The organism is Microcystis sp. M113S1, from assembly GCF_020246945.1.
In the GTDB taxonomy this organism is placed as follows: domain Bacteria; phylum Cyanobacteriota; class Cyanobacteriia; order Cyanobacteriales; family Microcystaceae; genus Microcystis.
This window is the reverse complement of record NZ_JADBSA010000019.1, coordinates 19015-41371: the sequence shown is the minus strand read 5'-3', so window position 1 is coordinate 41371 and position 22357 is coordinate 19015. Positions and strand designations below refer to the sequence as shown.

The following is a 22357-nucleotide window of genomic DNA, read 5'->3' as shown; positions in this document are numbered from 1 at the left end:
GTTCCACCTTATTTCCTAGAAAGTTTTACTCGTTCAAGGCCGAATTTGAAGTCTTTTCTGAACGAAACCCCCTACTATCTGTTGTCAAGGTTCAGTTTTTAGCTTAGCTTGGTTATCGCTTTTTCCATTGTAGCTTAAAGCCGTCGTAAAACGACGGGGTTTTAACCCAAATTTTCGATAAAAACAAAGGTTATCCTGATCACGATTTCAGTTTAGGCGATCGCCAGTGATGCTAACTTATTATCGAGGCAGTCCCTAGAAATTAGGCCATAACCAGGGAAGATTTAAGGGGTTCTTCCTTTTTGCTTTCATAAACTGCCCCAGGACCGGGGAATCCTCTGGTTAGTTCCCGCACTTTAATCTCACCTGCTTGCAGGGATTTGGTCAAAATTTCCATGGCAACCACGGGTTTACCCGCACCACAGAAGAATAAATCAGCGGCGAAATAGCCGTGTTCAGGCCAGGTGTGGATCGCGATATGAGATTCAGCTAAAGTCGCCGTCGCGGTAACTCCGTGGGGACTGAACTGGTGGACACACAAATCGATCAGCGTTGCTTCTCCTGCCGTAATTCCATCGAGGATAGCGCGGCGAATGCGCTCGGGATCGTTGAGGAGGTCAGCAGGTACTTGCCAAGCATCGACAATCAAATGGGTTCCCAGTTTGGTCATTTTTTTTTCAATACTCCCTATCGAAAAACCTTCACAGATTTACCAGTATAACACAATTTTTCTAACTTGTGCAAAAAAGATCTGGTTTTTCTCGGTTACTTTCTCTAAAAAACTGGGACAGAGCAGGGGAGAAGGGTGTGGGGTGTGGGGTGTGGGGCTTACTTCTGCTTGACAATAGTATCGTTAGGCGTTAGGATTTGATCATCAGTTAATCAGTTAATCAGTTATCAGTTATGATCGTCAATTTCAAGTCCGAAGAGACTAAGCTCATTTTCGAGGGGTTTCAGTCTCGTCACTATCCCCCTGATATTCAATCGGTCGCTCTACGAAAACTGCTAATCCTTGCAGCGGCGTTATCGATCAATGATCTGCGTGTCCCACCGGGTAATCGGTTGGAGAAGTTGCAGGGCGATCGTCAGGGCCAGTACAGCATCCGTATTAATGACCAATGGAGAATTTGCTTCATTTGGACTGATGAAGGCAATGCTGATCAGGTAGAGATAGTGGACTACCACTAAAATTAGCTAAATGCAATGAACAGCAACACTTCGACACATTTCGACAGGCTCAATGTAAAAGCTCAGTTCCACCGTTTGCCAAATATCCATCCCGGTGAAATCCTCAAGTTAGATTTTCTGGAACCGCTCAATATTACCCCCTACAGACTGAGCAAAGATTTAAGCGTAGCTCAAACTCGTATCGGTGAGATTTTAGCCGGTAAGCGTAGTATCACTGCGGACACAGCTTTGCGTCTGTCACGATATTTTGGTAACAGTCCTCAGTTTTGGCTGAATCTTCAAACAGACTACGATCTCCGTCAAGCTCAGGCAAAGAATGCCGAAGTTTATAGCCATATTCCCGTCACTCCATTTATAGATGTAGCTTAGGGTCCTAATTTTATCTAGGAGGGGGGACGGGATTAGTGGGGACGGTGGGACTGGGAGAATCGGCAGGAATGGGGGGATTTTCGGGTTTACGGACTTGGGGGACGGGTAACAGATAGAAAAGTAGGGCGCAAGCGACAAGACTGCCTAATCCTGCCAAAAAAGGTACTGTTCGACTGGCCACCGATTCATTAACCTTATGGTAGCGACGGGAAACTGGCTGTAATTTCAGGGTTAGGTCGGGTAAAGTGCGAGTATCGGCAAAAAATTGGTCAATCGCTTCTATTAAATCGAATAACTGCACGGTACTGATTTCTATCTTGACTGGACTTTCCGGGATATTCAAGTCCGTTGATGGATACCAAACCAGACGATGGAGATTCTGGTCCATCTTTTCTAGGTACACATGATCTGGTTCATGGACGGGGTCTTGGGGATGACGAACACCACTCAAAAATTCTTGGGCATACTGACTGACCGCTTGTACTAAATTTTCCAAGAAAACCCGACCACCTTGCAGGACTTTATTGGCCCCGATTAACCGACATTCTACGTTAGTCAAAATTGAGAGTAAAGGTCGGCTATCACTGGGGTTAGCTGGGGCGAAATCATCGCCGAAACCATCGAGAATCAGGGTACAATTGGGCAAGCTATACTGTCTTCTCATCTCTACACGATCTCCCCATCAAATAAACTAATCCAAAACCGCTGCATTCCCGTCGTACCAGTACAAAATAATAACTGATCGAGGAGGGATAAAGCCAGTTCATTTAAAGCATTTTCATCGGCTAGATAAACCGATACTTTGGCCCGGCGGGGGTTCATGCGACTGCGAAAATTGGAGCGAAATCTTTCTAGGTATTCTGATAAAAGAAAATTATTATCCACGGGTAAACCCTTTGATTCCATCTGTTGCCGCGCTAACAGTAATTGTCGGATGGATATAGCTAGAGGTTTGGCCCGATAACTGGCAATGATAACTAAAGCTTTTGCTTGGTCAAGGGTGAGACGGTCGAGGGTGTAGGAAATTCGCCATGGATTAGTACAGCGTAAGCGCCAGAAAATAATCCGGTTTTTAACAATTTTATCGAGTCCTAGTTCTTTACAGAGGGCTAACAGGGCTTCCCCGGCACCGACTTCTAAGGATTCCAACGCTAATAGCATTAAATCGATATGCTGTTGGAGATGTAGGGCGCATTGCTGACTGGCAATCGGAAAATCGGGTAAAACGCTTAAAATAACTGGTTTTTCTGGGGCTGATGCTGTAGATTCGGGCGTTAGGCTAGTAGAGGTCATGATATAGGAGAACTAAAACACAAGGGCGATCGAGTCAGGATATTGTAAATTGTATTGTATAGATAGCTGTCCCCCATTTTACGAGACAAGGAAACCGAATGGATCTGAAATCACTTATTCGCGATATTCCCGACTTTCCCAAACCGGGTATTGTCTTCCGCGATATTACTACCCTACTCAATCATCCCCAAGGATTACGTTACACGATCGATACCCTAACGGCAAAGTGTCGCGATTACGGTTTATCCCCTGATTACATTGTCGGTATGGAATCCAGGGGTTTTCTCTTTGGTGTTCCTTTAGCATACCAATTAGAAGCGGGATTTATTCCTGTCCGGAAACCGGGCAAATTACCCGCCGCCGTTCACAGTATCGAGTATGATTTGGAATACGGAAGCGATAGCCTCGAAATTCATCAAGACGCGGTGGCGGCCCATCATAAAGTCTTAATTGTCGATGATTTGATCGCGACGGGAGGGACGGCGAAAGCGACGGCCGATTTATTAGAAAAAATTGGTTGCGAGGTTTTAGGATTTGCTTTTATCATCGAGTTAATCGACCTCGGTGGTCGGGAAAAATTACCCGATTTACCGATTATTACCCTCATCGATTATTAGGTTTTTTTCTATGACGGCGACTGATGATAATTATAAGGATGCAACCGCTCGATCGAGTGCTAATGGGTTACAATCTCTCCTAACTAGCGAAACTTTTTTATATATTGTCAAGCGTGTTCTCCAGGGTTTATTAACTCTGTTGTTGGCCTCGGCTTTGAGTTTCGCTATTATCCAATTAACCCCCGGCGGTTTTCTGGCTTTGCTTGACCTTAATCCCAAGATTAGTCAGGAAACTAAAGAACAATATATTGCCCTTTTTGGTTTAAAAGACCCGCCGATTGTCCAGTATTTTAAATGGTTATGGCAAGTGGTAACTCAGTTTAATTTTGGTCTGAGTTTTACCTATTTTCGTCCCGTGTCTTCCCTATTATTAGAGAGAATTCCAGCGACGTTATTAATGTCTTTGACTTCCATCATTTTAACCTGGGCGATTGCGATTCCCTTGGGCATTCTCAGCGCCGTCAAACAAAACCAATTTATCGATAAATTTTTCCGAGTTATCAGTTATGTTGGTCAAGGTTTCCCCAGTTTTATCACTGCCCTTTTACTGCTAATTCTCGCCCAAAATGTCTCGCCGCTTTTACCGGTGGGTGATATGACCAGTATTAACTATTCGGAATATTCCCCTATCGGTAAAGTTTTAGATATCGCTTGGCACATGATTTTACCAACTATTGCCCTGACAGTTACCAGTTTTGCTGGATTACAAAGATTGATGCGGGGACAATTATTAGATGTTCTTCGACAGGATTATATTCAAACCGCGAGGGCGAAAGGTTTACCGGAAAATAAAGTTATCTATGTCCACGCTTTACGCAATGCTATTAATCCCCTGATAACTCTTTTGGGCTTTGAATTTTCCAGTTTGTTAAGTGGGGCATTTATCGCCGAATTTTTCTTTAACTGGCCCGGATTAGGTCGTTTAATTCTGCAAGCTGTGACGGCTAAAGATTTATATTTAGTTATGGGCAGTTTAATGATGGGTGCTACTATGTTGATTATCGGTAATCTCCTGGCTGATTTACTTCTCAAAGCTGTAGATCCTAGAATTAAATTGGAGGATTTAAAGTAGGGGAAATGGGGAAATTCAACTAAAACCCCAAAACCCTAAAACCCCAAAACCCAACCCCCAACCCCTAACCCCTAACCCCCAACCCCTTTTTTCACTTTTTACTTAACAAAATATGTTAGCAACTACACATTATTTACTCAGGTCAAAACAAGACGGACAATATCTAGTGGCGCGTCTGAGAAAAGGTGAAAGCGAAACTCCGGCTAGTTATCTGCTTCTGTTTAAAGAATCCTACGATGCTTTAAGTTATATCAATACCCATGCTCAGGATTTAGCCAATAATTTTTCAGTGGAAACTCTCTCAGGAACACAATTAAAGGGACTGATGCAGCGATGGGGATTTGCAGGAATTGGTTTAGTTAGTGAACCGTTGGAACCACAGGTACAGTTTTTAGCCTACGAAAAAGGATTTAATCTCTAAACTATGAAAACGCTGTTAATCACTGGAGTTAGTGGGTTTTTAGGTTGGCATATTTACCAAAAAACTCGCTCATCCTGGGCCAGTTTCGGTACATATTTTAATCACAATGTCAATAGTAATGACCCAAATTTAATTAAAATTAACTTAACAGACTTAGCCGCAGTTAAAGAACTTTTTCAACAGATTAAACCCGACGCAGTAATTCATGCGGCTGCCCAATCAAAACCGAATCTCTGTCAAGAATTTCCCCAAGCATCCGAGGCAATTAATCTGACAGCTTCTCTAGAAATTGCCCGTTTGTGTAGTCAATATCAAATACCGCTAGTTTTTACCTCTACCGATTTAGTTTTTGATGGTAAAAATGCCCCCTATTCCGAAAATGATCCGGTTTCTCCCTTGAGTATCTATGGTGAGCAAAAAGTAGCGGCAGAAAAGGGTATTTTAGCAATATATCCTTGGGCGGCTATCTGTCGAATGCCTTTGATGTTTGGTTCCCCTTCTCCCACCGCTAATAGTTTTCTCCAACCCTTTTTAAAAACCCTCCAAGAGGGAAAAGAATTATCTCTATTTACTGACGAATATCGTACTGCTGTTGGGGTTAATAGTGCGGTGAATGGTTTACTTTTAGCTCTAGAAAAAGTGCAAGGTATTATTCATCTAGGGGGTAAAGAAAGAGTTTCTCGTTATCAATTTGGTTTACTAATGGCGGCAGTTTTTAACATTACTAGGGAACAAATAAAACCCTGTTTACAGTCCGATGTTCCCATGATTGCGCCGCGTCCGCAGGATGTTTCTCTTGATAGTTCTCTCGCTTTTTCTTTGGGTTATCAACCATTAAGTATTAAAACCGAATTAGAGGCAATTAGAGATGAAATTATCTGAACCAAAGCGAACTATATTAATTATCTTGCTCCTTTTTTTTACCGCTATTCTCATGACTAATTATTTTGAGGTAGGGATGACAGGAGTGTTAGCTTTTTTCGTTGCTTATCTTTCTAAAGGATTGCGAAAAGTTAAGTAGGGTATGTTGAAAAAGCCTGAAATGCCCATAGGAAAAAGGTAAAATACCCTAAAAGTCCTGCACTTTTTTTATTCAGTACAGATGTATATAATCTTGGCGGCAACTCCATCAGAACCAGAATCATTTGAACTACCCTTTGCAATTTAATCGGCATATTTACCTACTTATTCTCCCGAATTATCTCCTATTCTAGTCTTTTCTTAAGTCATTTTTTAAGCATTTGGTTATAAACTTGTCGTGAAAGAATCGGGAAAAACTCTTTGTCTTGATAAAACTTTTTTTCATCTCCAAAGACAACTAAAATATAATGAGCTTTGTTATCAGGACTGACGATAATAGCCGCATCATTTCGATTATTAAATGTCCAGCCCATTTTAGCATAAAATTGAGTTTTAACGGGGAGAGATTGACCGAAAAAGTCTTGGATAGGATTAAAAGGTTTTTCTTTCCACGCTTGAGGATGTAAATCTCGTTTAATTAATTCTTTAATCGCTTGGCTATAAGCTGGCGAAATGGCTTTTCCTTGTTCAATTTCGAGCACCAATCTAGCAACGCTATAGGTATTTAAATAATTTCGTCTCGGTGGTGAGTTTTTGCCGTTAAGCTGACGAATTTGTTGGTCTGGTCCTGCTGGATCTTCGAGTAGATTGGGAATAGGGAAAGTTTTCTGACTAATATTCAGGGGGTAATTAACAGAATCAACAAAATAGGATGCAAAAAAATCATTAAGAGCGTAACGTTTGCTAATCCAGACTTTGAGTTTTTCTGGTGCGAGGTCTTTTTGAATCGATTTGGTTTGAGTAATTTCATCAACAATGATACTCGCTGATTCATTATCGGAATCTTTAATCATTTTAGAAATAACTTTTAGTTTTTCTGGAGGAATTTGATTCGGCTCAATTCCTTGATAATAATATTGACTATAGAGAACTACCAGCCAGAAAAGCTTGACAATACTAGCGGGATATCTAAATTCACTATCTTGATAAGCAGCATAAGCGCAACATTCAGATTGATTTAAGTCAACTAAACTGATAGACAATTTATCTATTGGTAACTTTCTAGATTGAGCTAAACTTACAATATTGTCAACGATTTTCTGCAATTCTTGATCTTGATAAAAAGTAGGCGACTGTTGAATGTTATAAGTTAGCCGATTAGGCTGACTAGGAAGTTGAGGTGTTAAAGGTATTAAAGAAAAATCAGTAACGGGCGTTTTTCTAGGCAGATTAGTTGTATTTTGCGAGCTTACTATCAGGTTAATTTGATAATCTAAGTTATCTTCTTGCGTCTCTATGACTAGCGAATAGTCACCTGTTTCGGACAGAATCGTTTGATAATCGCCTTGGAGATTTTGAGATTGATTACCTGGGTAAATCAAGCTTATTTTTTTATTAGTTGTTAATTGTAATTGCTGTCCTTGAATGCCTTGAAATTTATAGCATTGGACTCGATTAGGAGAAACTCGACCTTCTAGAGATTTAGGAACGCTGTCAATTAACGATAGTTTAGTTATTGTACAGGATTCGTTTTTGGAGGAGTTTAAGATAAAATATAGAGTGATTGCAGATGTTATAAACAAAGAAATTAAGATGGGCAAAAACCTAGACCACTGGATATGGTAGGTTTTCGATTGTGTTCTGACTTTTATTGACTTTCTTCTTTTTCTTTCCATGATTAGGTTCCTACCTTATATTTTTCTATTTTCCAAACACCGTTATTTTTTTGAAACCAATAGGTAACATTTTTTTGATAAGTTTGGGTTGGGGTTCCACATCCAGCACTTCTGGGACCATGGAGTGTAAGTTGTTCCGTGACATTGACCGTTATTGAAGGTGACGAACCTGAAGGAGCAAAAGAGACTATCTCATTGATATTGGAAAAATCATAAGTATAATAACAGCCTTTAGAGCGCAGCCAACCCACTGTCCCCCCGCAGATTCCATCATTACATTTTTCTAAGGTGTTAGAATAAAGTTGTCCGGTGGCGTATTGCTTTACTAAGGTGTCGTCAAAAGAAGAACCGAAAGCCTGTCTTTTAACTTCATACCAACGTTTAACAAGTTTTTCTGCTTCATCTTGTGTGAGATCATGGGAAGGTGAGGGAGATGGAGAGAGTCTTGGTGTCGGTGTCGGGGAAGAAGCGAGCGTTTCTAAACTCATTTCTATCTTAAAGGTTTTAGAACCTTTGGGGGCAGCAATTTGCAGCAAATACTTTCCATCTTCTGGCAATTTTGTTCCTTGTAAAATTTGATTGTCTGGACTATAAAGCCACACACAGATATCATCATCTGTGTTATAGCTAAGGGTTTGTCCTGACTTTCCTTTAAAGGTGTATCCGACAGCTTTAGTAGAACTAACCTGATTAGATTTGGTGATAGTTTTAGTTGTTAGGTTAACATTTTCTAGATTTTCTGCAATGAGAATAGCTGTGGGTTTTTGAGGACATTCTGAAGTTTTTTGAGGTTGATTAAACTGAAAATTACAACTACTGAGAAGAAAGAGAGATGAATAAATCAGGATTTGTTTCATAACTTTACAAGTGCCGAAAATATTTAGTATTAGTTTTGTTTTTCTTTTAACCATTTTCCCCAATAATAAAAAGGAATAACTCCTCCCAAACCAAGAGCAAGAAAAATACAAATAAGCATTAATATTCTGGTTTCTAAGGGAAGTGTACGCCCAAAAAAATCAAGGGTATAAGGTTTAGATTGTGATGCTACTTTTTGAGTAGAAACTGTGGCTACATATTCGCCTCCTCGTCGAACGTTGGGTTGTATATAACTGATTTCGTATCGTCCTTGAATCGCATCAAGGAAAATTTCTAATTTCTCGGCAATTTCATCAGCATCACCAGCAAATTCAGTAACTCCTCCTGTTAACTTTGCAATTTCCGCTAACTGTTTTTGATCTACAAATTCTTTTTCTAGTTGCTCTCTAGTTGCTTGGGATAATTTGGGGTTATTAATATCTCGACGAACAGCAGGTTTACCTAAGGAATATTTTTTGCCTAATTGTTGTGGGGTTAAGCCATATCCTAGGGTATGAACAACAATATCTTTATTGTTCTGAAGAACTGCTAAAGTTTTCTGAACTTCTTGATAATTACTATTATTATCAAAGCCATCAGAAAGGAGAATAATTGAGAGTCGTGGTTGAGGTTTTAAAGGTTTTCCTTCTTTATCTTTAGGATAAAAACGACCTTCTTTATCGTTTTTAAAAAAATTGACGGTTTCTTTGAGAGCTTGATAGAAGTTGGTCGTTGCACAAGGAGTTTTATCAGAAAAACGATCTAGACCTAGAAAATTAGTTTGTTTAACATCTTGCACGAAATTAAACTTATCGAGAGTTTCTGAAGTAACTTTTGGGTAATAATCACAGGCTCCAGGCTTGTCATTTTTACCTTCTACCCCAAAGGGAACAATAGATAAATAGGTTTTGCCTTTACGCTCTGAGGCTAATTTAATAAATGTTCCCAGCGCGTTAATTGCTGCATCTAATTTTCGCTTTCCTTTAGCAACCGCTTTGGCATCACATTTTGTGTTGAGAGCCTGAGAACAATTCATACTGCCACTAAAGTCGATGAGAACGACAATCCAAGCATCAGGAGGAGTCGTTTCTCGGGGAGACTTCCAGTCAAAAGGCAGTTGTTTTCCTTGATAAGTTTTGTTGTTTTTTTTATCAAGAACTTTAAGCTGAAAATCGCTTTCAGCTAGACCCATAATCGGTTTACTTTCTTCTCCTGTCACTTGAATTTGAAGAGTCACTTTATCGTCGATGTCCTCAATATCTGTGATTTCAGGTTTAATTCCCCAAGCTGGGGTAATAAGAGCGCTTAACATAATCATTGATAAACTAAGCTTGTGGGTCAAGGAAGCGATTGTAGAAGACGAAACGATAGATTTTGGGTTCATCGGGGTTGTGGTTATCTTTAACATGGAAGGTTATCAGGTTATTGTGTTTAAGTGTAATTTCTTTGGTGCTAGTTAAACGTCTGCCATTGAGTTCAATAAGGTTGTAAAATGTTGGGTTAGGATCTAAAATGGCATCACGGCGGGTAATTTTGATGTCAGCAATATGGGGGGGGAGTCCGGGGAGATAAATATCCGATCCTCTTTCTACACCATCAGAACCTTTAGTTTTGGGGACAGAACCAATTTTGATGATTCCTTTGGCGGGAAGTTGAATCGACAGTCCCTCTTCGATTTTTTCCGCATCCGATTCACTGACAAATTTGAGCGTTTTATGGATGTTAGGAAAGACTGAATTTATGGATGTAAATTGAGGATCAATGCTTTCGAGTTCGGGACTGCTTTTTCTGTACTCGAATCCTTTACCGGCTCTCAGTGCTGCCATATAGCTAGGAGAATTAGTAATTGTAAAGGTTAGGCCAAGCAACAAGCCTAAAATGGCAAATCCGAGGGGATCTTCTGCTTTTATAAATGCTTCTGAAGTGCCTAACCATTGGCGAATAAATTCAAAGATTACCACCGCTACGAAACTGGCAACAACCGCACCGATGATGCTAGTATATAACCGTTGTCGAAAACGATCGCGATCGCCAGCCTCCATGCTGTAAAATTGCCAAGTTAGTCCTTCGGCTAATCCGACGGCTGCACCGACAAAAAGCCAACCCAAAAATCTACCGAGAAATTCAGCAACTCCAAATTGAATTAATAGCTGAAAGATTCCACCCGCTGCTAATCCGACAATCAATCCGATTAAGGTGGCAATTAATAGGGGAATTAAAGCAATCCGAAAGTTGAGTTTAGGACGGGTGGGATTACTAATAAATATTTCATTCATTACCATCCCAATCGCTAAGGATATAGCGACGCAGGGGAAAAGAACCACCTCTGGAAACCGAGACAGGATTTTTAAATCAGTCAAGAAAATCTGACCGATATTCCAGCCAATTAAAGCCGAGGTTATTCCTGCTAGTATGTAAAGCCAAATTCTCATAGGTTTAAAAACTATCCTCTTGGGGGAGTTGATTAATCAATTGGGTTTACTTTACCGCAAATTGGTGTATTACTTAATGTTTGACCTAGTTGAGCAGCTACATCACACTTCAAAAGGTTATAGGTATTCCTTTCATAGTTAATCACTCCATCAACATCAATATTAATAGATTGCCCTGGTTTAACTCTAGATTTAAGACTTTCTTGATATTTAAAAATAGCTTTAACCCAAGCTTCTTTATCTGCTGGTTCAGTCATATTAGAAAAGACAAGTCCAATGTCATTACTAGGATCAAGAACATTAATTACAGATGATGAAGTATAAAGAGTAAAAGCGTCATCCAATTCTTTTACTAAAGTTTCTAAAGTAAATTTTGTCTTTTGTGGTTTATCAAACTCTTTGATTGCATTAGCTTTTTTATTTTCTTCGTCTGTTGGAGACGGAGATGGAGAAGGAGATTTAACTTGATTTGAGGAGGCTTTAACTTTGGAAAATCCCATATTTTTACAATTGTCAGCAGTTCCTTGACTTGGTTGCAGTTTCATATTTTGAAGTAGATTACATTTTAGAGCTTGATAAGTGTTTCCATCCTTATCAATAATGCCATCAACATCATCAGAATTAGATGGTGTAACTTTGTAAAATTGATAATATGTTATTGCCTGAATCCACTTGTCTTTATTTTTGTCTATAGTTTTAAGATTGAGATAGTCATTAGAAGTAGAGGGTTTACCAGCATTGGAAGAATAGGTAGGATCGAGAATTTTTGAAATAGCTTTATCAATCTCATCCTTGTTAGGTTCGGAACCGTCTGCTCTAGGGGTTTTCATCAAGTCATTTTCAATTTGCTTTAATGATTTTTTAGTGGCTGAAAAGCTTACGAACGCTTTTTTAATAATCGGCGATTCTGAAGTGTTTGATCCTCCGGGTAAACCGGATACAGATAAATTAGTTAAATTCAATAATCTTTGAAAGAAAAATCCTCCTAAAGTGAATATAAGCAAAAAATAAATAATAGCAATAAAACAGCCAGATGCTCCACCTTTAAACACCAAAGATAGGAGAAATATTGCTGTTTCTTTTATTTCTCTAAATACTGGTTCTTGCCAAGGTATATCTCTTTGAACTTTAATACCAAAATTATCACCTTCATCTCCCTTTAATCCATGGCGTTTATATACGTCACTAGGAATCTTTCCTTGAGCGAGATGATAAAAGAAAATGGTTAAACTATCTTTATTGTCATTTGAAGGCACTTCTAGCTTATCAAATAGGTGAGCAAGATGGATGTATTTTTGAGTTGTTTTATCAGGATAAAAAGGACGATTCCAAACTTTCCTTAAGTCATCTATAATTTCTTGCCAATGTACATCATTTAATACATAAAACTCTTTTTCTTTTAAACCTTCTGTTTCCGTGCTTAGATAACCTGCTTTTTTCTTTAAATCTTGTTTCAATCCCACACTTGTGTAACTTTTATATGTTACTCCCCAGAGTCCGACTTCATCTAATAAGAGTTTAGCTGTAGCATCTATCAATTCTGGCTGCTTAATGATATGAAGAATAAGTATATTAATACCTTGCTTAACTTGATTAAATATTAATGAGTTTCGCTGAGTAATAGCTTTTACAATCTCCCCTTGAAACCTCTGAGATATTGGATAATAATCCTTCTCTTTTTTCATTATCCAAGCGACAAAATCTGGCAGCTTTTCAGGGCAAATGATGGCTTGTAGCGTCAAAAGACGTACTTTAAAGTCATCATAAATTTGTTGCTCATAAGCATCTTTGGAGCCTTGTCCTTCAAATATGCAATTCCAAAAGGTTTTATAATCCTGTTGAATTTTAGGATTGTTCAAAGCATTTTCGATAGGGGCTAAATTTTCTTGAAAGTTTCCTGTCCGGCAGGAATTCTTAATAGCAGTTCTAATTAGGGGTTCTTCGGGTATAGCCGGGGGAAGTTGAGGAATACTGTTTATTGTGGCTCTTATGTTCTCCTCTGCTTTTGCACTGGCGGGATGAATGACTAAAAAGCGATTTGGTTTCTCTAAAGCCTCCACATTCCAGGCCCAAGAAATCAATTCATTATATCTTGCTGGGTCAGTTTTAGAGGCAATTTTATGAATGATTAAAGCAGGATATGGTGGCTGTTTTTGAGTAATAATTATCGGTGTTTTTCCTTCCCAAATCCCATCCAACTCAGGCGGAATATGGTCATTAATTTGAGTTTCAGTATCGTTATATTCTGTAAACCGACCGACTTGTCTATAATCGGAGGGGTTAAAACTAGGCTTTCCGTTTCTGGTGTGCCAATATAAAAGATGGTGTAATTTATCCAATCCCTCACACAAGAAATAGCGATAGAGAGATGCACCCCGTCCCCGTTCATCCATCCCCCGTGTGACGACGGCAATGACTGACCAAGCCTCTCCATGATATTCCACTTCCCGTCCAATAATGGCGGGATTTTGGCTAGATGCGCCTTCAGAAACGGCAAATTCCCGATTTTTGATCGCTAACTGTACAGGTCTAGGAATTTCAGCAAGGGTTGAGTTCATGTACTCTCCCGAAAAACCCCGCGACCTCCACTCACCAGCACCGCCAGTGCCATCGACTAAAATACCCGTGCTAAATTCATGAATGTGAATAGTAGTCATTGTTTTAATCCTTATCTAATTCTTTGTGATGTTGACCGGTACAAAGCCAGTAAATCGGGGAAACTAAACCAAAGGGTCGCCACCGCTTCGGATCGCGGATAATAGAAGTTGTTCCTTGGCGATCGCGTTGTTTTTCGATCGAGTTGGGTTCGGGATAATTTGTTCCCAACGTACCAAAGGCAGAAGTGGCAAAATAGTCCACTTCACCTCCTCCCCTATCTACCCAGTTTTCTAATTTATTTTGCATCAGAGGAAAGCGTCTTTGTGTCAATTTTCTCGGTTCATGACGACTCACCCACAGTTGACTCAGTTCGCACTTACTAACCGCAAAAGCAACGCGGCGCTGTTTGGGATTAATATCCACCCTGTCTAAAGCCGCTAAAAACTTTTCTAGTCCGATAGCATAGTCTTTATCTTTGCGGTGAGAGGTTCCATCCACTAACAATAAAAGACCTGTAGCCACCACACAGTCTTCGAGATAGTCAACTAAGCGCGGATCGCCGGTTTTGTTAATGAGATCCCGAAGAAACTCGCCGGAATAATCTTTACAGTTAACATTGAGACGTATTGCGCTAGAAGATAGGCCTCTTTGCAGATTTTTCAAAGAAAATTGTTCTTTGAGAACAATACTTAATCCATAATCTTTGACTTCATCAACGGTGGCTTCTAGGGGAGTTGGTTCTAATTCTAGTCCCTGTTCCAAGATGTTCTGTGCCATGTTCATCAGTTGTGCGCTGGCTTCTTGGTTCCCCACTGGAGTCACCGATTGAACTGGACTATCGGCCTTAGCATTTGGCCAATAGGCGAGGGAAGCCATATAGGCGGTTTTACCAGCACTGCGATCGCCAATAACCCGTATTTCGGCATTGGCATCTTTTAATTCAGGAGCTTTTGGTTTTAACCAGTCAAACGCTTTCATTTTTGGCTCCTTGATTTGGTTTTTTACTGAGCCAATAGAGAGGTTCAATTAGATTATAAGGTTGCCATGAGTTTGGTTGTCTAATCACCGAAGCCGGTTCTTCTCCTTTCATCCGATCTTCTCGGTTAGGACGGGGATTATCTCTGCCTAAAACGCCAAAGGTAGAAAGGGCAAAAAAACGCAGATTCTGGGGAATAACTTTTTCTCGCAAGGTTTTAGTAGTTTCTCGTAAATGGACACCGAACAAATCAATTTCTGGGTCAAGCCTACCGGGCCAAATTTCTCCTCTTTCACATTTACTCATAACTATTGCTAACTTCAAATTCTGAGAACGACCCCGCTCATCCATTAATTTAAGGAATTGTTTCATGATTCTGTTATAAAAGTTATCAGTTCCGGGTTCCCATCCTGTTAGCATAATTAGACAGCCGATGACATCGGTAAAACATTCATTAATAAAATCTTCATGGATAGGCTTTCTTGCACTGGGACTGGCAATTGCCTCAAAGACTTCTCCGGGATAATCTCTAGCGGTTAATTGAAAAGTCTCCGTGGAACTATACCAATAGGGTTTGGCTGTGATACCAAAGGAATAAAAGGGTAAGTCATCTACTGACTCAATCTCTTGTCCGATGACAGTTCTATCTAGATCGGCCGCCTGTTTGAGAATATTTTCAGCTTTTTCTGCAAGTATTCTTGTGGCAGGATTTTGGGGGTTGACAGTAAATAGTTTTTTGCCTTGTTTGTGTTCTTTGAAGTAGGATAAAGCCGCTAAATAGGTGGTTTTTCCTGCTGCTGTCGGTCCAATTACAACAATATTTCCACTGGTCATTTTTACTCCTATTTTAACTTTACTTTGCGAGATGACTGCCCAAATAAATCCAGGGTAGTTCTAATAATTTTCGATTATATATGCTCGTAATGAAACATCTAATTGTTAACCCTTGAATACTACGGTTAAGTTGATTGATTTGAGGGTGAATCGGTCGAAAATAACGCTGAAAAACATAGTTATCTCTCTCTTGCCATGTTATGGGTTGGAAATCAGGATTAAAAGCGAGTTTTCTGGCTTCTTCTTCGAGATCGATTGGGAGTAAATCGGCTTTATTTAAACAGAGGAGAAGATGTCGAATTTTCGGACAATCTTGCTGGAAAAATTCAAGCCAACGGTCAAAACGATTACACCATTGTTTTGTGGTGATAAAGTCATCTTTGTTGACTTGACCGGTCGGTTTAATGATGTCCCGATAGGGCGGTAAAATCAACATAATTCCTTCAGCTTTTCTGATCGTTTCGAGAAATCCTTTCCATTCATCGGGTTGTTTGTCTTGCCAAGATTTTCGCCAGATTTCACCGGGGGTGTCCAACCAATCCAAGGCAATCATTTTCTCTCCTGTGGGAAGGGTGACATTAACTTCTATGTACTGCTCATAAATTGCTTGCTTATCATCTGTTGCTCTAGTTTTGCCCTGTTCTGGAAGATATAAAATGCCTTTGAGATACTGATAATCGGGATAAGTAACTTTGACATAATTTCCCCTGGGGTTAGCTAATTCCAAGACTAGGTGAGTTTTACCTGTTTCGCGATCGCCAATATAAATAACTCCCAAGCACTCCACCTCCTGATCAATGAGTCCTGATTGATAGCAACCAAACAGCGATCGTGTTTAGTTCCGGTTTTACATTACTTTCTCGTAGCGATGGCTGCTTTTTATGCAAAATTTGGGTTCATCTTAACATAAATTTACATTCTCGATAGTACCCCGCGCCACATCCACTCTGGCTGCGATACCGAAGGCAGTCCGGGAGCGAGATCGCAATTCCCTCGACAATTCCTCACAAAAAAGAATTTTAATTATCGGTTTTTGCATAAAATGCCAGTAACCTGACGAGTAGATGAAAGGGGTAGTGATCTAGAAAATGCAAGGAGAGTTCTCCGATGAGTAACCCAGACAGCAAACTTAAGCTTCTTGAAGAAATAGCACTTTTGGCTAAAAGCTCCCCTGCAAACAGCAAGGAGAGACAAAAATGGCTAACAAAACTAACCAATGAGATTCAAAACTCTAATAAAGTGTACTGTAAAAATATCTATAATTTTCCTAAGTCTGTCTATCAGGATATTTTTCACGAAGCTCTACAGCAGACTTTTTTAGAGATTTTTGAAAAAATTGATCTGTACGACCCAAGTAAAGGTAATGTCTTGGCATGGGTAAGTTTTTTGCTCGATAAGCGATTTATCGATGCTGTCAGGGAACATTTAAAACTGCGACATAGACAAAATAACGGCAAACGAGTCAGAATTTATGAGCAATCTTTGGATGTTCCTCTCCAGTCGGAGCAATCAAGCTGGACTAATGCCTCAGATATTTCCTTGCTTGATATAATCCAGCAACCTGAATCTATGTCCCCCCAAAAAGATTGGGAGAGATTATGGGATTTTATCCAAAAAGACCCTAGAGATTGTTTTCGACAGACTCACATAGAAAAGCATCCGGAGGCTAATTTTCAAGCAATCTGTATAAGGCGATTTAATGGACAATCTTGGAAGGAAATGTCAACAGAATGGGGAATTTCCTTAGCAACTTTAAGCAGCTTTTATCAACGCAGCGTTGAAAAATTGCAACCAATTTTTCAAGAATATTTTTAGAAATAGGAGACAAAAACCATGATGCCACTAGCTGAACGTTTAACTTTTACAGTCCCCTTGAGCGGTGCTGATTTTAAATTAGCTCAAAAGTTTAGTAGCGAGCAGAAAAATTCCGATAAAAGTCAACAGGTTTTTCTAAATACTTTAGCCGTGCTTGCTGTTAACTTTTACTGCCAGTGTTTGAAAGTAGAAACAAATTTAGAGGAAAGCACTATTGGGCATTATAATCAGCGAATTTTAATGGATAGTGCTGATTTAAAGATCGATGTTCTCGGTAAATTAGAATGTCGTCCAGTTTTGCCAAATGAAAATATCTGTTATGTCCCGTCCGAGGTATGGTCAGATAGAGTGGGTTATGTGGGTTATGTGGTGGTAGAAATTGATGAAGAAGCGAAGAAAGCTATTTTAGTTGGATTTGTCGAGCAGATAGAAACTGACGAATTACTATTAGCTCAATTACCGGATATTGACAATTTAGTTGATTTACTTCTTCTGGCTAAAAACAAACAACTTCTCGAAAGAACTTTTGCCAAGAATTGGGATGAGCATGAATCAGCAAAAATTCTTAATGCTAAACAGCAAAATTTTGTTTGCCTAGATGATCCCGCTTTACCTACAATTGATAAATCTATCACCTCTCCTCTCTATAAGGCTAAATACATTACTCTGAGAAGACGGACATTTATCCTATTCGTCAGGATAACCCCTGAAAAAGAAGGAAAGTTTCAACTTCTCGTGGAAGTTCAATCCTATAGAGGGGAAAGAATTCCATCTGATTTGAATTTGAAGCTACTATCTTTATCCGATCAAACTTTGAAGGCAAATCTGACAAAAGGAGGTGATTATATCTCTTTGGAATATACCCTTCAATTGGGAGAGAGTTTTCAAATACAAGTGAAGCGAGCAGAGGAAATTCACACAGAACAATTTTCTTTTGACTAAACCCTATTTTAACGGGATAATTTATCTAAATTTCTGATTAAAATTTAGATAAATTGTTAAAAATTTTATCTTATATCTCTTCTCAAGTAAGCTATGTCAAACCAAAAAGATTTGTCGGATATTCGCAATTATCTCTACGATCAAGCTGAAGTGAGATGGTGGTACAGCTTGTTGTTATCTTTATGCGCTCAAGTTTTAGCATTAATTGCGACAGTCAACAATAAATTGTGGCTTTTAGCTATTGCCGGTTTTCTTGCTTTAATCACTCCAATAGCAGTAGCATGGTTGCGAGAATGGGCTAATAACTTGACACAAAAAGCTGATAAATGTAGAAGAATGATTTTATATGCTGATAGTTTAGGAGAAGATATTCCGAGCCATGAGTTAGCTATGGTTAGAGCTTGGACAACGGGAATTCAATTACAACAAGCTCCTTTTACTTATCCTTATTATTCATCTTCTCTATCTAATAGTCCACAAAGATTAATGGATATTACAACAGAATCTGCTTACTTTACTGAGTTTTTAGCAACAAAAGTGGTCAATTATTTACTGGTATTTTTAGTTATTTCAATTTCAATTTTATCAGGAATTATTTATTTTGCAGACTTTGCAACTTCTCCGGCTACAATCAGCCAAGAAAATCAAGATATGACTGTGGTAAAGTGGGCAGTTAAGGCAGCATTAACAGCTATTTCTTTTATCCTATCTGGGGATATATTACTGCTTTGGAAAAAGTATTCAGATCTGAAATTATCTGCTCAAAATACTTTTCAAAAATGCGCCGATCTTCGTTACGATAAATCCTTATCTACTTCTGAAGCTATGCAGGTTGTTGAGGACTATCATCTAGCGTTGATTCAGAGTCCACCGATTCCTCTAAAACTTTACCTAACTTACAGAGATCCCTTAAACCAATCTTATCAAGATAGTCATTCAATTGGCTCTAATCGACCCTAGTTTTTATTGGGCAATGCCTAGCTTGCTTATAAATTATCTAATATTAAAAACATGGGAATTCCTCCTTTTAATAAACACGGCTTTTTGCCGCCGGGAGAACATAAATTAGATAGCTGGAAAGAGCTTGTAGAAAGATTTGGAACAACTCGAAGAAGACAACGTCTTCTAGTCGGACTAAAAAAAGTATTGCTAAATCTTCAACAAGCAGGTTGCCAAAAAGTCTATCTTGATGGTAGTTTTGTGACTAAAAAGCGAAAACCCAATGATTATGATGGTTTTTGGGAAAGCGAGAAAGTAAATCCAGAAAAGCTTGATAGTATCCTGCTGGATACTTCCTTAGAAGGATGTGGAGAGCAAAAGAAAAAGTATGGAGGAGAATTATTAACCGCAGATACGAGAGCCGTAAATGGTCAAACGATTTATGGTTATTATACAATAGATATAGAAAGAGGAATTACTAAAGGTATTGTTTGCGTTGAGTTACAGTTAGTGGATTTACAGCTATGGTTTTGAACGAAAAGGGATATGAACTTAGAAAAGCTCAAGCTCAAGAGTTTGAGAAAGCAATAGCAGAATTTTCTGACTATGCAATTCAACATCCTGAAATCGATTCAAGAATCTTAAAAGCAAGAGAAAATTCTTTACGGACTTTGTTAGCGAGAATCAATACAGAACTTGCAGAATATGAAAATAAACAGTTAGAAAGTTTAGCTTTGGCTGCTAAAAATTATCCAAAAATTAGTCAGCAAAGATATAAAAGTTTAACGAAATTAACTAATAAAATTCAAGAATCTAATCAAGTACAAAATCAAAATATCTATAGTTCTTCCCCGGATATTTCTGGAATGGCATGGCAGCAAACTTTGAAGCAAGTATTTGATAAAATCGATCAATACAATCCTAATAAAGAAACGGTATCGCAGTGGTTTTTATCGCTGTTCAAGCTTCAATATCGTAAGCTGGAAAAAGAATGTTTATAGCCTTGTTATTCATACTGACAAGATTCAGTATAGAATGAAAACTTTGATTCTTCTATGTTACTTATCGATGTATCCTCGGGATTTTTAAGCTTTTTTACCTCTAGAAGAGTATCTTCAGGAATACCAATTCCTAAATTCTGATTAGGCAACTTAGAAATACCTAAATCAATTCCAATTAAGCAGCCATATTGATTGATAATAGGATTTCCTTCAGCTTTTGGTTTAATTGTACTATTAAAACTGTTGTAGAAAAAATTATAAGTTTGATTTCGTTGCATTGGATTTAGATCGGTAATTTTACCATCAATTAAATCGGGAGTTGAATGAGGATTTTCAGGAGACTGTTGAGCAGCCATATAAACTTTTTCTTCTAATGCAGCCTTATCTTTGCTCAGTTGAGCGATTTTGTATGTTTTATTGCTGTTAAAAGTCATTATAGCTAAGTGCTGACTCACCTCTGTAATAGATCTGTCGTATTTGTAATCTTCTCGTTCTTTATTAATGAATATAACAATTTGACGATTTTCTTTGTTTTCTAATAATTTTGCGGTGGTTAGAATATAATAAGTTGTATCTTGTTGAGGATGAGATTTGTCTGCTTTCTTGTCATAAGCAAAAATAATACCCGCAAAAAAACTAAATTTTTTTGTGTTGGGGTCATAAACTTTAATAGTTACCGTACTTTCTTTTAATAAATTTTCTACTTCAGCTTCTGACGGAGGGAATATTTTATTAATCTGTCCGGGAAGATTAATCAATCTATTCTTGCTCAAAGCAGAAATTATCGGTAAAAAACCTATACCTATGAATAAACAAGACAAAAAACCTGAGCAATATGGAAATAGATTCTTTTTGAAGCGAGATTCTTTATTATTAGGCCATGTCCAAGGAGTTTTGTTAAGATTTTGTAAAAGAGCAACGACTGAAGCAGAACTTTGCCATCCTTTATTATCGTCATTATCTTCTATCTTTTCTTGAGCTTCTTTAAGGGCAAAAGGTAAAATTTTATATCGCAGTAAATCGATCAACAAAACCACTAAAAATTCTCGAGAAAAATCCATAAAGATAGACTCTCTCATCGCAATAACTTGAGGAATTTCTGCCTCGTTAATGAGAGCTTTTGCTAACTTTAGGGAATAGCAAGAGTTTAAAATAACTAGCTTTACAGTTTTTATTTTTTGAATATTAATACATTCGCAAAATTTATAATTTGTCCAATATTCATTTTCACTAATTTTTATCCTGTTGTCTTCTTGCCCATTGCCTTCTTCCTCGTCTGGATTATGTCCCAAGAAGTAAATAACTTCAAATTGATGCCCCCTTTCGATAAGTGATCTTATCTTTGTAGAACTAAGTTTTTTCAAATACTCTAACTCTAACTTAATACCCAGATTATGACATATCGAAGTTGATTTTTCCCAGATATTTTTTTCATCTTTCATCTTTTCTTCGGTTATATCTCCGAAAATAATCAAAACTTTCAATTCCCTATTATACGGTCGAACATACGATTCTTGTTTAACTTTATTTTTTGGTTGTGTTATCCCAAATATAAGGCTAATTTCAGAATGCTTTTTGAGTAATTTCCACTGATGCCAAAACAGCTTTTGAATTTCCAGAATTTCAGTTTCAATGACAAAGATTACTTTAGTATCAGAGTCCAAAATTTTTTCAAGATTACTTGAGAAATTTCTCTCTATTTTTTCTTTGACTTTATTAGGAACAGATTCTAACCATGTATTTAATTCTTGATTAAAATTTTCTAGGTTACGATCTAATTGTTTTGCAGATCTATCTAAATCGCTATTTGCCGAACTAGGATTAAGTCCTAGTTGTTGCAAGTCCTTGTATTGATTTTTCCAGTTATTATATTGATTAATCAGTTCGGTAGGATAATCAAGTATAAATTTTTCTCGACCAAAAAAATTATACAACTTTTGAATAGCCTGATCAAAGATTAACGCTCGCAATGGGTTAGTTGATAAATATTTTATTTGCAGAGAACATTGAATTTTATCATTGCTCCGTTCTAAATTGAGAATAACGTATTTAATCATGATTCAAATCAATTAGCTAAACTCGAAAACTACGGCTCTTCGTTACTTGGTATGGTTCGATAGGGGGGCATAAATCGACAAAATCTTTATCTGGCAAGAGACTTAATTGATTAGTTCGCTCTAGATCGAAAATAATTGACAAAAATCTCTAAATGCCTTTCTATATAAGGGTTACATCGCTTATAAACCCCGTCCATTGCATAACACAAACCGAAGAGCCAAAACTACTAACATAAAAAAACAATAACAATC

The 22357-nt window shown here is 38.2% G+C and carries 24 protein-coding genes; 11 read left to right on the top strand and 13 right to left on the bottom strand.

All coding sequences use genetic code 11. The annotated features are described in order from the left end of the window. Positions 1-262 precede the first annotated feature (262 nt). Positions 263-670, bottom strand: a complete 408-nt coding sequence (gene speD, locus IM319_RS01325; protein WP_002759529.1) for an adenosylmethionine decarboxylase — start codon at positions 668-670, stop codon at positions 263-265. Positions 671-903: 233 nt separating this feature from the next. Here speD and IM319_RS01320 point away from each other — a divergent pair, with 233 nt between their 5' ends. Together IM319_RS01320 and IM319_RS01315 are read left to right on the top strand one after the other, a co-directional pair. Then, positions 904-1188 carry a type II toxin-antitoxin system RelE/ParE family toxin gene (locus tag IM319_RS01320; RefSeq protein WP_149107350.1) on the top strand — a complete coding sequence of 95 codons (285 nt, stop codon included), beginning with the start codon at positions 904-906 and terminating at the stop codon, positions 1186-1188. Positions 1189-1203: 15 nt separating this feature from the next. Beyond that, on the top strand, positions 1204-1557 hold the full coding sequence (locus IM319_RS01315) for a HigA family addiction module antitoxin (RefSeq protein WP_271971324.1): 354 nt from the start codon (positions 1204-1206) through the stop codon (positions 1555-1557). Between the two features lie 10 nt (positions 1558-1567). On the opposite strand, the gene IM319_RS01310 is transcribed toward IM319_RS01315, so the two are convergent. Together IM319_RS01310 and IM319_RS01305 are read right to left on the bottom strand one after the other, a co-directional pair. Further along, entirely contained in the window at positions 1568-2221 is a 654-nt protein-coding gene (locus tag IM319_RS01310; protein WP_287734322.1) for a DUF4335 domain-containing protein, read from the bottom strand. Between the two features lie 2 nt (positions 2222-2223). Further along, complete coding sequence (locus IM319_RS01305) at positions 2224-2850, bottom strand: DUF3038 domain-containing protein (RefSeq protein ID WP_002799452.1); 627 nt, start codon at positions 2848-2850, stop codon at positions 2224-2226. A gap of 98 nt (positions 2851-2948) precedes the next feature. On the opposite strand from IM319_RS01305, the gene IM319_RS01300 reads away from it, so the two are divergent. From IM319_RS01300 to IM319_RS01285, 4 genes are all read left to right on the top strand, one after another. Then, the gene (locus IM319_RS01300) at positions 2949-3467 is read left to right on the top strand and encodes an adenine phosphoribosyltransferase (protein WP_008197822.1); all 519 of its coding nucleotides are present in this window, start codon (positions 2949-2951) and stop codon (positions 3465-3467) included. Between the two features lie 10 nt (positions 3468-3477). Further along, on the top strand, positions 3478-4539 hold the full coding sequence (locus IM319_RS01295) for an ABC transporter permease (RefSeq protein ID WP_287675454.1): 1062 nt from the start codon (positions 3478-3480) through the stop codon (positions 4537-4539). Positions 4540-4651: 112 nt separating this feature from the next. After that, entirely contained in the window at positions 4652-4960 is a 309-nt protein-coding gene (locus IM319_RS01290) for a hypothetical protein (RefSeq protein WP_002737657.1), read from the top strand. Between the two features lie 3 nt (positions 4961-4963). Then, positions 4964-5842 carry an SDR family oxidoreductase gene (locus IM319_RS01285; RefSeq protein ID WP_287734321.1) on the top strand — a complete coding sequence of 293 codons (879 nt, stop codon included), beginning with the start codon at positions 4964-4966 and terminating at the stop codon, positions 5840-5842. Between the two features lie 344 nt (positions 5843-6186). Here the strand turns inward: IM319_RS01285 and IM319_RS01280 are convergent, their stop codons facing one another. The 9 genes from IM319_RS01280 to IM319_RS01240 all read right to left on the bottom strand — a co-directional run bounded on the left by IM319_RS01280 (position 6187) and on the right by IM319_RS01240 (position 16390). Beyond that, the gene (locus tag IM319_RS01280; RefSeq protein ID WP_287734320.1) at positions 6187-7563 is read right to left on the bottom strand and encodes a serine hydrolase; all 1377 of its coding nucleotides are present in this window, start codon (positions 7561-7563) and stop codon (positions 6187-6189) included. Between the two features lie 95 nt (positions 7564-7658). Then, entirely contained in the window at positions 7659-8513 is an 855-nt protein-coding gene (locus IM319_RS01275; RefSeq protein WP_287734319.1) for an ARC6/PARC6 family protein, read from the bottom strand. A 29-nt stretch (positions 8514-8542) separates the two neighbouring features. Continuing rightward, the gene (locus IM319_RS01270; protein WP_287734318.1) at positions 8543-9823 is read right to left on the bottom strand and encodes a vWA domain-containing protein; all 1281 of its coding nucleotides are present in this window, start codon (positions 9821-9823) and stop codon (positions 8543-8545) included. A gap of 13 nt (positions 9824-9836) precedes the next feature. After that, positions 9837-10943, bottom strand: coding sequence for a hypothetical protein (locus tag IM319_RS01265; RefSeq protein WP_287734317.1), 1107 nt, complete (start codon positions 10941-10943; stop codon positions 9837-9839). A gap of 32 nt (positions 10944-10975) precedes the next feature. Next, the gene (locus tag IM319_RS01260) at positions 10976-13600 is read right to left on the bottom strand and encodes a hypothetical protein (protein ID WP_287734316.1); all 2625 of its coding nucleotides are present in this window, start codon (positions 13598-13600) and stop codon (positions 10976-10978) included. 4 nt (positions 13601-13604) lie between these two features. Beyond that, positions 13605-14519, bottom strand: coding sequence for a hypothetical protein (locus IM319_RS01255; RefSeq protein ID WP_287734315.1), 915 nt, complete (start codon positions 14517-14519; stop codon positions 13605-13607). Then, positions 14506-15351 carry a hypothetical protein gene (locus IM319_RS01250; RefSeq protein WP_287734314.1) on the bottom strand — a complete coding sequence of 282 codons (846 nt, stop codon included), beginning with the start codon at positions 15349-15351 and terminating at the stop codon, positions 14506-14508. The genes IM319_RS01255 and IM319_RS01250 overlap by 14 nt, the downstream gene beginning before the upstream one ends. A gap of 19 nt (positions 15352-15370) precedes the next feature. Continuing rightward, complete coding sequence (locus tag IM319_RS01245; RefSeq protein ID WP_159252911.1) at positions 15371-16138, bottom strand: hypothetical protein; 768 nt, start codon at positions 16136-16138, stop codon at positions 15371-15373. A gap of 114 nt (positions 16139-16252) precedes the next feature. Continuing rightward, on the bottom strand, positions 16253-16390 hold the full coding sequence (locus IM319_RS01240; protein ID WP_190722274.1) for a hypothetical protein: 138 nt from the start codon (positions 16388-16390) through the stop codon (positions 16253-16255). Between the two features lie 68 nt (positions 16391-16458). Between IM319_RS01240 and IM319_RS01235 the strand changes: the two genes are divergently transcribed. From IM319_RS01235 to IM319_RS01215, 5 genes are all read left to right on the top strand, one after another. After that, entirely contained in the window at positions 16459-17166 is a 708-nt protein-coding gene (locus IM319_RS01235; protein WP_287734313.1) for a sigma factor, read from the top strand. An 18-nt stretch (positions 17167-17184) separates the two neighbouring features. Beyond that, positions 17185-18108: a DUF1822 family protein gene (locus IM319_RS01230; protein WP_287734312.1), complete on the top strand. Its 924-nt coding sequence runs from the start codon at positions 17185-17187 to the stop codon at positions 18106-18108. A gap of 93 nt (positions 18109-18201) precedes the next feature. Continuing rightward, complete coding sequence (locus IM319_RS01225) at positions 18202-19068, top strand: hypothetical protein (protein WP_287078807.1); 867 nt, start codon at positions 18202-18204, stop codon at positions 19066-19068. Between the two features lie 51 nt (positions 19069-19119). Further along, positions 19120-19581, top strand: coding sequence for a DUF6932 family protein (locus IM319_RS01220; protein ID WP_287734311.1), 462 nt, complete (start codon positions 19120-19122; stop codon positions 19579-19581). Beyond that, positions 19572-20048, top strand: a complete 477-nt coding sequence (locus IM319_RS01215) for a hypothetical protein (protein ID WP_287734310.1) — start codon at positions 19572-19574, stop codon at positions 20046-20048. The genes IM319_RS01220 and IM319_RS01215 overlap by 10 nt, the downstream gene beginning before the upstream one ends. Positions 20049-20053: 5 nt before the next feature. On the opposite strand, the gene IM319_RS01210 is transcribed toward IM319_RS01215, so the two are convergent. Continuing rightward, positions 20054-22105: a trypsin-like peptidase domain-containing protein gene (locus IM319_RS01210; RefSeq protein ID WP_287734309.1), complete on the bottom strand. Its 2052-nt coding sequence runs from the start codon at positions 22103-22105 to the stop codon at positions 20054-20056. Between the last annotated feature and the right edge of the window lie 252 nt (positions 22106-22357).

Coding starts and splice junctions, on each gene's coding strand:
- IM319_RS01240 (WP_190722274.1), bottom strand. CDS start 16,390: ATGCAAAAACCGATAATTAAAATTCTTTTTTGTGAGGAATTGTCGAGG.
- speD (WP_002759529.1), bottom strand. CDS start 670: ATGACCAAACTGGGAACCCATTTGATTGTCGATGCTTGGCAAGTACCT.
- IM319_RS01310 (WP_287734322.1), bottom strand. CDS start 2,221: ATGAGAAGACAGTATAGCTTGCCCAATTGTACCCTGATTCTCGATGGT.
- IM319_RS01220 (WP_287734311.1), top strand. CDS start 19,120: ATGGGAATTCCTCCTTTTAATAAACACGGCTTTTTGCCGCCGGGAGAA.
- IM319_RS01235 (WP_287734313.1), top strand. CDS start 16,459: ATGAGTAACCCAGACAGCAAACTTAAGCTTCTTGAAGAAATAGCACTT.
- IM319_RS01225 (WP_287078807.1), top strand. CDS start 18,202: ATGTCAAACCAAAAAGATTTGTCGGATATTCGCAATTATCTCTACGAT.
- IM319_RS01285 (WP_287734321.1), top strand. CDS start 4,964: ATGAAAACGCTGTTAATCACTGGAGTTAGTGGGTTTTTAGGTTGGCAT.
- IM319_RS01305 (WP_002799452.1), bottom strand. CDS start 2,850: ATGACCTCTACTAGCCTAACGCCCGAATCTACAGCATCAGCCCCAGAA.
- IM319_RS01265 (WP_287734317.1), bottom strand. CDS start 10,943: ATGAGAATTTGGCTTTACATACTAGCAGGAATAACCTCGGCTTTAATT.
- IM319_RS01270 (WP_287734318.1), bottom strand. CDS start 9,823: ATGTTAAGCGCTCTTATTACCCCAGCTTGGGGAATTAAACCTGAAATC.
- IM319_RS01215 (WP_287734310.1), top strand. CDS start 19,572: ATGGTTTTGAACGAAAAGGGATATGAACTTAGAAAAGCTCAAGCTCAA.
- IM319_RS01250 (WP_287734314.1), bottom strand. CDS start 15,351: ATGACCAGTGGAAATATTGTTGTAATTGGACCGACAGCAGCAGGAAAA.
- IM319_RS01230 (WP_287734312.1), top strand. CDS start 17,185: ATGATGCCACTAGCTGAACGTTTAACTTTTACAGTCCCCTTGAGCGGT.
- IM319_RS01295 (WP_287675454.1), top strand. CDS start 3,478: ATGACGGCGACTGATGATAATTATAAGGATGCAACCGCTCGATCGAGT.
- IM319_RS01290 (WP_002737657.1), top strand. CDS start 4,652: ATGTTAGCAACTACACATTATTTACTCAGGTCAAAACAAGACGGACAA.
- IM319_RS01210 (WP_287734309.1), bottom strand. CDS start 22,105: ATGATTAAATACGTTATTCTCAATTTAGAACGGAGCAATGATAAAATT.
- IM319_RS01275 (WP_287734319.1), bottom strand. CDS start 8,513: ATGAAACAAATCCTGATTTATTCATCTCTCTTTCTTCTCAGTAGTTGT.
- IM319_RS01315 (WP_271971324.1), top strand. CDS start 1,204: ATGAACAGCAACACTTCGACACATTTCGACAGGCTCAATGTAAAAGCT.
- IM319_RS01255 (WP_287734315.1), bottom strand. CDS start 14,519: ATGAAAGCGTTTGACTGGTTAAAACCAAAAGCTCCTGAATTAAAAGAT.
- IM319_RS01300 (WP_008197822.1), top strand. CDS start 2,949: ATGGATCTGAAATCACTTATTCGCGATATTCCCGACTTTCCCAAACCG.
- IM319_RS01260 (WP_287734316.1), bottom strand. CDS start 13,600: ATGACTACTATTCACATTCATGAATTTAGCACGGGTATTTTAGTCGAT.
- IM319_RS01320 (WP_149107350.1), top strand. CDS start 904: ATGATCGTCAATTTCAAGTCCGAAGAGACTAAGCTCATTTTCGAGGGG.